The sequence below is a fragment of the Caballeronia calidae genome, from assembly GCF_900044055.2.
Lineage (GTDB): Bacteria > Pseudomonadota > Gammaproteobacteria > Burkholderiales > Burkholderiaceae > Caballeronia > Caballeronia calidae.
This window is the reverse complement of the sequence record NZ_FCOX02000079.1, coordinates 19,896-27,536: the sequence shown is the minus strand read 5'-3', so window position 1 is coordinate 27,536 and position 7,641 is coordinate 19,896. Positions and strand designations below refer to the sequence as shown.

Annotated in this window: 6 protein-coding genes; 1 reads left to right on the top strand and 5 read right to left on the bottom strand. The window is 62.2% G+C overall.

Features of this window, described 5'->3' with window-relative positions:
• Positions 1-281: 281 nt before the first annotated feature.
• Positions 282-944, bottom strand: coding sequence for an RlmE family RNA methyltransferase (locus AWB78_RS36520; RefSeq protein WP_062611586.1), 663 nt, complete (start codon positions 942-944; stop codon positions 282-284).
• Positions 945-1,251: 307 nt separating this feature from the next.
• Here AWB78_RS36520 and AWB78_RS36515 point away from each other — a divergent pair, with 307 nt between their 5' ends.
• Positions 1,252-1,791: a YhbY family RNA-binding protein gene (locus AWB78_RS36515; protein ID WP_062611585.1), complete on the top strand. Its 540-nt coding sequence runs from the start codon at positions 1,252-1,254 to the stop codon at positions 1,789-1,791.
• A gap of 57 nt (positions 1,792-1,848) precedes the next feature.
• Here AWB78_RS36515 and AWB78_RS36510 read toward each other — a convergent pair whose 3' ends face one another.
• The 4 genes from AWB78_RS36510 to carA all read right to left on the bottom strand — a co-directional run bounded on the left by AWB78_RS36510 (position 1,849) and on the right by carA (position 7,392).
• The gene (locus AWB78_RS36510) at positions 1,849-2,364 is read right to left on the bottom strand and encodes a DUF4149 domain-containing protein (protein WP_062611584.1); all 516 of its coding nucleotides are present in this window, start codon (positions 2,362-2,364) and stop codon (positions 1,849-1,851) included.
• Positions 2,364-2,840: a transcription elongation factor GreA gene (greA, locus tag AWB78_RS36505; protein ID WP_062611583.1), complete on the bottom strand. Its 477-nt coding sequence runs from the start codon at positions 2,838-2,840 to the stop codon at positions 2,364-2,366. Before greA ends, AWB78_RS36510 begins: the two co-directional genes overlap by 1 nt.
• Before the next feature lie 113 nt (positions 2,841-2,953).
• The gene (carB, locus tag AWB78_RS36500) at positions 2,954-6,208 is read right to left on the bottom strand and encodes a carbamoyl-phosphate synthase large subunit (RefSeq protein WP_062611582.1); all 3,255 of its coding nucleotides are present in this window, start codon (positions 6,206-6,208) and stop codon (positions 2,954-2,956) included.
• 41 nt (positions 6,209-6,249) lie between these two features.
• Positions 6,250-7,392 (bottom strand): glutamine-hydrolyzing carbamoyl-phosphate synthase small subunit, encoded by a 1,143-nt coding sequence (carA, locus tag AWB78_RS36495; protein WP_062611581.1) that lies wholly within the window; start codon positions 7,390-7,392, stop codon positions 6,250-6,252.
• Positions 7,393-7,641 lie beyond the last annotated feature (249 nt).

Here is a 7,641-nt window from a genome sequence, read left to right as displayed (position 1 = left end):
CTGGACGCGGGGCTTATCGAACTGCTTGAACACCGTAAACAGCACCAGTGCGATCACGAGCCACACTGCCGCTTTAGAGAACATATTGTTGTTCAAAGCACCACTCCTCACTCATAGACGGGCGCCTACATAAACCTTGCGACGCCACCAAAGCATTCTAATCCAGACCGCTAACCCCTGCCATAAGGTTTATCTACCGCACAAATAGCGGCGGACAGGCCTTTTTCGGCATAATCGGCGAAAATATCGTCGATATTCGCCGAATCGCTTGAGCGGGCCGTTCAGTTCGGGCGCTTGAGCCGCCGCCCGAGAATAAATGTCTCCGACGATTTGTCGCGAGAGGCCTTGGGTTTGCGCGGCGCCACCACTTTGAACTGGTGCTTGAACTTCTCGACGATCTGGCTATATCCGCTGCCATGAAAACATTTGACCAGCAGCGCACCCTCCGGTTTCAGATGGTTCTGCGCGAACTCCAGCGCCAGATCGCAGAGATGCTCGATGCGCGCGGCATCCGCACTCGCTACGCCTGAGAGGTTGGGGGCCATGTCGGAAATTACAAGATCCACCTGACGTTCGCCGACGATTTCATCGAGTTTGGCGAGCACGTCGTCTTCGCGGAAGTCGCCCTGGATGAATGTGACGTCCGCAATCGGCTCCATCGGCAGGATATCCAGCGCGATGATCGTGCCGTCGATGCCGCCCTGGCGCTCCGCGTCACGCTTTGCGCCCTGCGCGAGCTTGTTGCGCGCGTACTGGCTCCAGCTGCCGGGCGTCGAGCCGAGATCGACGATCACCTGACCCGGCTTGATGAGCTTGTCCTGCTCGTCGATCTCCTTCAGCTTGTATGCAGCGCGCGCGCGGTAGCCCTCGCGCTGCGCCATCTTCACGTAGGGATCGTTGATGTGGTCATGCAACCACGACTGATTAAAACGGTTCTTTGCCATTCAAACTAAGCTCATTTAGCGCACGCTATCGTACGAAGCGGCGCGCCGGGTGCGTATTTTGCTGCATTGCGCGAGGCTTTTAGCGGATAATACGCGTCTTGTCGGCCGGACCGGTCCTCGGGCGCTCACGCGCGTCGAAACCCGGCATCCGGCCTGTTCTGTTTCTGGTGGGCGGTGGCGCGATCGATGCGCCGCAGATTCGGCGCGAAGCCGTGCGCTTTCGCTTTCGGCGTGTTCGAACCGCCTCGCGCGCGCGCCACGTGCGCCGCTCATGTCGCCCCCATTTTAGTCGAGTCCCAATTTTCTCATGCCAGCTCTCCAACTCTCCCCCGCCGAGCGCTCCGATCTGCGCTCCCAGGCCCATGCGCTCAAGCCCGTCGTGCTCGTCGGCGCGGAGGGTCTGACCGATGCCGTGCTCAAAGAGATCAACGTGCACCTCGAGGCGCACCAGCTCATCAAGGTCCGCGTGTTCGGCGACGAACGCGACGCGCGCGTCGGGATCTACGACGAAATCTGCGATCGCCTGAACGCGGCACCCATCCAGCATATCGGCAAGCTGCTCGTGATCTGGAGGCCCGAAGGCGCCGCGCCGAAGAGCCGCGCTACGCGCACGCGCAGCACGATGCCGCCGAGCGCGGGCGAAGCCGCCGAGGAACGGTCGACGAAAGGCCGCGCGCCGCGCACCGTGAAAGCCGTGAAAATCACGCGCGATGCACCTGCTTTCAAGAAGCCCAAGAAGCAGACGCTGAAGGTGCTGGGCAACGAGCGCGTCACGGCCGGCGGTAACGTGAAGCGCGCGAAGAAGCGTCAGACCAGCGCGAAGCGCCAGCATCAGGCGGTGAAATAAGCCAACGGCGCGTGCGCTTCCTGTGGAACGCACGCGCCGTCCGCAGACAACCTCAATTCAGCTACGCGCCCGTTTCGCCGCGACCTTGGCCGATTTGCCCTTCGGCACGACCTTCACCGGCGCCGCGCCGGGCAGACGCCAAATGAGCGCAATGCCGAACAGGCATTCGATCAGATAGATCGCGCTCGATATCCCATGCAGGATGCCGAACTCCTTCGCATACGGCGAACTCGCGAGATCGGAGCCCGTTTCCTGCGCCGCCATGCGCAGCGAGTTCATGAACGGCTGCAGCGCGAAATAGCCGATCAGCACGCACACGAGCATCACCGCGACCACCCACCGCACGCGCTTGTAATCGACGATGCCGCTTTTCACGAAGCGATTGCCGATGACGATCAGCGCGAGCGCGCAGATCACACCGATGATCGCTTCGATCCGAAAGAGTTGCGCCGCCACTGAGCCCGCCGATGTGCGGTCGAGCATCGAAAAGAGAACGGGCGCGGCGACGAGGCCGAGAGTCAGCAAGCTGCCGACCCAGACCATGCTGATGGTGCGAAAGAGCCGGTGCTCCATCAGACGTAGCGAACCGCGATGATTTCGTATTCGCGCGCGCCGCTCGGTGCCTGCACCGACGCCACGTCGCCTTCAGACTTCGCGATGAGTGCGCGCGCGATCGGCGAGCTCACCGAGATGAGACCGTGATCGAGGTCCGCTTCGTCATCGCCGACGATCTGGTACGTGACCGTATCGCCCGACTCCAGATCTTCCAGCTCGACCGTCGCGCCGAACACGACGCGGCCTTCCGCCTCGACCTGCGTCGGGTCGATCACTTGTGCAGCAGCCAGCTTCGACTCGATCTCCGCGATGCGGCCCTCGATGAACCCCTGCTTTTCCTTCGCGGCGTCGTATTCCGCGTTTTCCGACAAGTCGCCTTGCGCGCGCGCCTCCGCGATCGCATTGATGACCGCCGGACGCTCCACGGCCTTCAGGCGTTGCAATTCGTCGCGCAGCAATTCCGCGCCGCGCTTCGTCAAAGGAATCGTGCTCATAGACCACTCACAAACAATTTCGTCAAAAAAATTACCGCGGTTAAGCGCATCTCCCGGCTAAAGGAGACGCCGCTTAACCGCGGCTCGTGATGCTTAGACCAGTAATCGAAGTCTTAGTTTAGGCGAGCGTGCAAGCCTTGTAAATCATAGACTTCCAAATCGCGCAGATAACGCAGGCCTTCGACCGCGGCGCGCGCGCCGGACATCGTCGTGTAGTACGTGACCTTGTTGGCCTGCGCGCTCATGCGGATCGAACGCGAATCGGCGATCGCCGCGCGCGTTTCGTCGACCGTCGTGAAGACGAGTGCGATCTCGCCGTTCTTGATCATGTCGACGATGTGCGGACGGCCATCCTTCACCTTGTTGACCGTCTTCACCGGCACGCCCGCCGCCGCGATCGCAGCCGCCGTGCCCTTGGTCGCGACGATCGGGTAGCCGAGCTCGTGCAACATCTGCGCGACTTCGACGGCCTTCGGCTTGTCGGCGTCCATCACGGTCAGCAGCACGGTGCCCGACTCCGGCAGACGCGAACCCGCCGCGAGCTGCGACTTGAAGAGCGCTTCGCCGAAGGTGCGGCCCACGCCCATCACTTCGCCGGTCGAGCGCATTTCCGGTCCGAGAACCGGGTCGACCGCCGGGAACTTGATGAACGGGAACACCGCTTCCTTCACACTGAAGTACGGCGGAATGACTTCCTTCGTCACGCCCTGCTGCTTGAGCTTCTGACCGACCATCGCGCGGGCCGCGATCTTCGCGAGCGGCAAGCCCGTTGCCTTCGACACATACGGCACCGTGCGCGATGCGCGCGGGTTCACTTCCAGCACGTAGATGATGTCCTGCTTCGAGCCATCGTCTTGCGGAACCTGCTGGATCGCGAACTGCACGTTCATCAGGCCGACGACGTTGAGCGCCTTCGCCATGGCGGCGGTTTGTCGCTTCAGCTCATCGACGGTTTCGTTCGACAGCGAATACGGCGGCAGCGAGCACGCCGAATCGCCCGAGTGCACGCCCGCCTGTTCGATGTGCTCCATCACGCCGCCGATGAACACGTCGTCGCCATCGGAGATGCAGTCGACATCGCATTCGATCGCGTCGTTGAGGAAGCGGTCGAGCAGCACCGGCGAATCGTTCGACACCTTCACGGCCTCGCGCATATAGCGCTCGAGATCGCGCGGCTCGTGGACGATTTCCATCGCGCGGCCGCCGAGAACATAGGACGGACGCACGACCAGCGGATAACCGATCTCTTCCGCGAGCTTCAGCGCCTCGTCTTCCGCGCGCGCGGTGCGATTCGGCGGCTGACGCAGATCGAGATCCTTGAGCAGCTTCTGGAAACGCTCGCGGTCTTCGGCTGCATCGATCATGTCCGGCGACGTGCCGATGATCGGCACACCGTTCGCCTCGAGGTCGAGCGCGAGCTTGAGCGGCGTCTGGCCGCCGTACTGCACGATCACGCCGACAGGCTTTTCCAGATCGACGATCTCGAGCACGTCTTCGAGCGTCAGCGATTCGAAGTACAGACGGTCGGACGTGTCGTAGTCGGTCGACACCGTTTCCGGATTGCAGTTGACCATGATGGTTTCATAACCATCCTCGCGCATCGCGAGCGCGGCGTGCACGCAGCAATAGTCGAACTCGATGCCCTGCCCGATCCGGTTCGGGCCGCCGCCCAGCACCATGATCTTCTTCTTGTCCGTCGGATTCGCTTCGCACTCTTCTTCATACGTCGAGTACATGTAAGCGGTCTTCGTCGCGAATTCGGCCGCGCACGTGTCGACGCGCTTGTACACCGGACGCACCTTCAGCGCGTGGCGCTTCTTGCGCACGTCGTCCTGCTTCGAACCGGTGAGCTTGGCCAAACGACGATCCGAGAAACCGCTCTTCTTCAGATACAGCAACTCGTCGCGCGTGAGGCTTTCGAGCGTGCGGCCTTCGAGCGCCTTCTCCTTAAGGATGATCTGTTCGATCTGCGCGAGGAACCACGGATCGATCGACGTTTCTTCGAAGATCTCTTCCATCGTCAGGCCGAGACGGAATGCATCGCCGAGATACCAGATGCGGTCCGGACCCGGCTCGCCGATCTCGCGGATCACTTCGTCGCGGCTCTTGGTCTTTTCATCGAGACCGTCGACGCCGACTTCGAGACCGCGCAGCGCCTTCTGGAACGATTCCTGGAACGTGCGGCCCATCGCCATGACTTCGCCGACGGACTTCATCTGCGTCGTCAGGCGCGAATCGGCTTCGCGGAATTTCTCGAACGCGAAGCGCGGCACCTTCGTCACGACGTAATCGATCGTCGGCTCGAACGATGCGGGCGTCTGCCCGCCGGTGATTTCGTTCTTGAGTTCGTCGAGCGTGTAGCCGCAGGCGAGCTTCGCGGCGACCTTGGCGATCGGGAAACCCGTCGCCTTCGACGCCAGCGCGGACGAACGCGACACACGCGGATTCATCTCGATGACGACCATGCGGCCGTCCTTCGGGTTGATCGCGAACTGAACGTTGGAACCGCCCGTATCGACGCCGATCTCGCGCAGCACCGCGAGCGACGCGTTACGCAGCACTTGATACTCTTTGTCGGTGAGCGTCTGCGCGGGCGCGACGGTGATGGAATCGCCGGTATGCACGCCCATCGGGTCGAGGTTTTCGATCGAGCACACGATGATGCAGTTGTCCTTTTTATCGCGGACCACTTCCATCTCATACTCTTTCCAGCCGAGCAGCGATTCTTCGATAAGCAGTTCGCGCGTAGGCGAAAGATCGAGACCGCGACGGCAGATTTCCTCGAACTCTTCCTTGTTGTATGCGATGCCGCCACCCGAGCCGCCCAGCGTGAACGACGGACGAATCACGGTCGGATAACCGCCGCTGCCCGTCGCTTCCGCGATCTGCGCCTGGACCGCGAGCGCTTCTTCCATCGAATGCGCGATGCCCGACTTGGCCGAACCGAGGCCGATCTTCGTCATCGCGTCCTTGAACTTCTGGCGGTCTTCCGCCTTGTCGATTGCTTCCGGCGATGCGCCGATCAGCTCGACCTTGTACTTCTCCAGCACGCCGTGATGGAAGAGATCCAACGCGCAATTGAGCGCCGTCTGCCCGCCCATGGTCGGCAGGATCGCGTCCGGGCGCTCCTTCGCGATGATGCGCTCGACCACTTCCCACGAGATCGGCTCGATGTACGTGACGTCGGCCGTGTTCGGGTCGGTCATGATCGTCGCCGGATTGCTGTTGACGAGGATGACCTTGTAGCCTTCCTCACGCAGCGCTTTACATGCTTGCGCGCCCGAATAATCGAACTCGCACGCCTGGCCGATGATGATCGGGCCCGCGCCGATGATGAGGATGCTCTTGATGTCTGTGCGCTTCGGCATAACTGCTCTCGATATATATGTTCGGTACTTGTTCGTTACTGTCAGGCGGCGACCTTCGCCGACTCCATCAGCTTGATGAAGCGGTCGAACAGATACGCGATGTCGTGCGGGCCGGGCGACGCTTCCGGGTGACCCTGGAAGCAGAACGCGGGCTTGTCCGTGAGCGCGAAGCCTTGCAGCGTGCCGTCGAAGAGCGAGACGTGCGTGACCTTCGCGTTGGCGGGCAGCGTGGCGGCATCGACCGCGAAGCCGTGGTTCTGCGACGTGATCACCACGCGGCCGTCTTCCAGATCCTTCACGGGATGGTTCGCGCCGTGGTGGCCGGTCTTCATCTTCATCGTCTTCGCACCGACGGCGAGACCCATGATCTGATGACCGAGGCAGATGCCGAACGTCGGGATGCCGCGTTCGATGAATTCGCGCGTCGCTGCGATGGCGTAATCGCACGGCTCCGGATCGCCGGGGCCGTTCGACAGGAAAATGCCGTCCGGATTGAGGGCGAGCGCGTCAGCGGCGGTTGCCTGCGCGGGCAGCACGGTGACGTGGCAGCCGCGCTCGGCCAGCATGCGCAGGATGTTGAACTTGACGCCGTAATCGAACGCGACGACGCGAAACTTCGGCGCTTCCTGCTTGCCGTAGCCGCTGCCGAGACGCCATTCGGTCTGCGTCCACTCGTAGCTCTTTTCCGTCGACACGACTTTCGCGAGATCCATGCCCGCGAGACCCGGAAACGAGCGCGCGAGACCGAGCGCCTTCGCTTCGTCGTCGCTGCCGGCGAGAATGCAGCCGTTCTGCGCGCCCTTCTCGCGCAAGATGCGCGTGAGCTTGCGCGTGTCGATGCCCGCGATGGCCACGACGTTTTGCGCCTTCAGATAATCGGAGAGCGTCTGCTCGGAACGGAAGTTGGAGGCGAGCACCGGCAGGTCGCGAATGATGAGGCCGGCGGCATGGACTTTGGTGGCCTCGACGTCTTCGGCGTTCACGCCGTAGTTGCCGATGTGCGGATAGGTCAGCGTGACGATCTGGCGTGCATAGCTCGGATCGGTCAGGATTTCCTGATAACCGGTGATGGCGGTGTTGAACACCACTTCGCCGATCGTCGAACCGGGCGCGCCGATTGATTGACCACGAAAGACCGTGCCGTCGGCAAGTGCGAGGAGTGCGGGAGAAAATGACGGCAACACGGGAAGCTCCTTGGGGAACACCCTGTTACCGACCTGTCTGTCCGAAATTCAGGCTTGGCTTCCCGTCGCTCGTGGCGCGCGGGTTTCCTTCGCGCAGTGCTGGCGGCGGCTCGCGTAGCGCGCATCGTGGCTTTGACCGGCTCGCTTGCGCGTGGCAAACGGGATATCGAAGCGGACGATTGACGGCATGCGGCGCGCGCTGACTGGCGCAGCGAACGACGGTGGGTGGGAGGTAGGCGCTAGGGTGCG

What these genes read in the sequence shown, in the direction of transcription:
- greA (WP_062611583.1), bottom strand. Translation starts at nt 2,840, where the DNA reads ATGAGCACGATTCCTTTGACGAAGCGCGGCGCGGAATTGCTGCGCGAC.
- AWB78_RS36520 (WP_062611586.1), bottom strand. Translation starts at nt 944, where the DNA reads ATGGCAAAGAACCGTTTTAATCAGTCGTGGTTGCATGACCACATCAAC.
- carB (WP_062611582.1), bottom strand. Translation starts at nt 6,208, where the DNA reads ATGCCGAAGCGCACAGACATCAAGAGCATCCTCATCATCGGCGCGGGC.
- AWB78_RS36510 (WP_062611584.1), bottom strand. Translation starts at nt 2,364, where the DNA reads ATGGAGCACCGGCTCTTTCGCACCATCAGCATGGTCTGGGTCGGCAGC.
- AWB78_RS36515 (WP_062611585.1), top strand. Translation starts at nt 1,252, where the DNA reads ATGCCAGCTCTCCAACTCTCCCCCGCCGAGCGCTCCGATCTGCGCTCC.